Annotated in this window: 1 protein-coding gene; it reads right to left on the reverse strand. The window is 46.3% G+C overall.

Annotated elements, in window-relative coordinates; genetic code table 11:
* The coding region (locus ACO0LB_RS20880; protein ID WP_423052662.1) for a PCRF domain-containing protein at nt 1-287 on the reverse strand (287 nt) is incomplete at both ends.

A 287-nucleotide genomic window follows, 5' to 3' on the forward strand; every position in this document is an offset into this window, starting at 1 on the left:
TCTGCGGTATTTATTTCAATGGCTTCCGCCTCAGGAATTTCGGCCATAACAGCTACCGTACACGCAGAGGTATGTACACGTCCTTGCGATTCGGTCTCTGGTACACGCTGAACACGGTGCGCGCCTGATTCAAATTTTAGTTGGCCATAAACACCTTCACCGCTGATGTTTGCAATAACTTCCTTAAAGCCGCCGTGCTCACCTTCGTTCGTACTAACAACTTCGACTTTCCATTTTTTTGTTTCAGCGTAGCGGGTATACATACGGAACAAATCACCTGCAAATAT

It is taken from the genome of Undibacterium sp. SXout7W, from assembly GCF_049339385.1.
Lineage (GTDB): Bacteria > Pseudomonadota > Gammaproteobacteria > Burkholderiales > Burkholderiaceae_D > Undibacterium.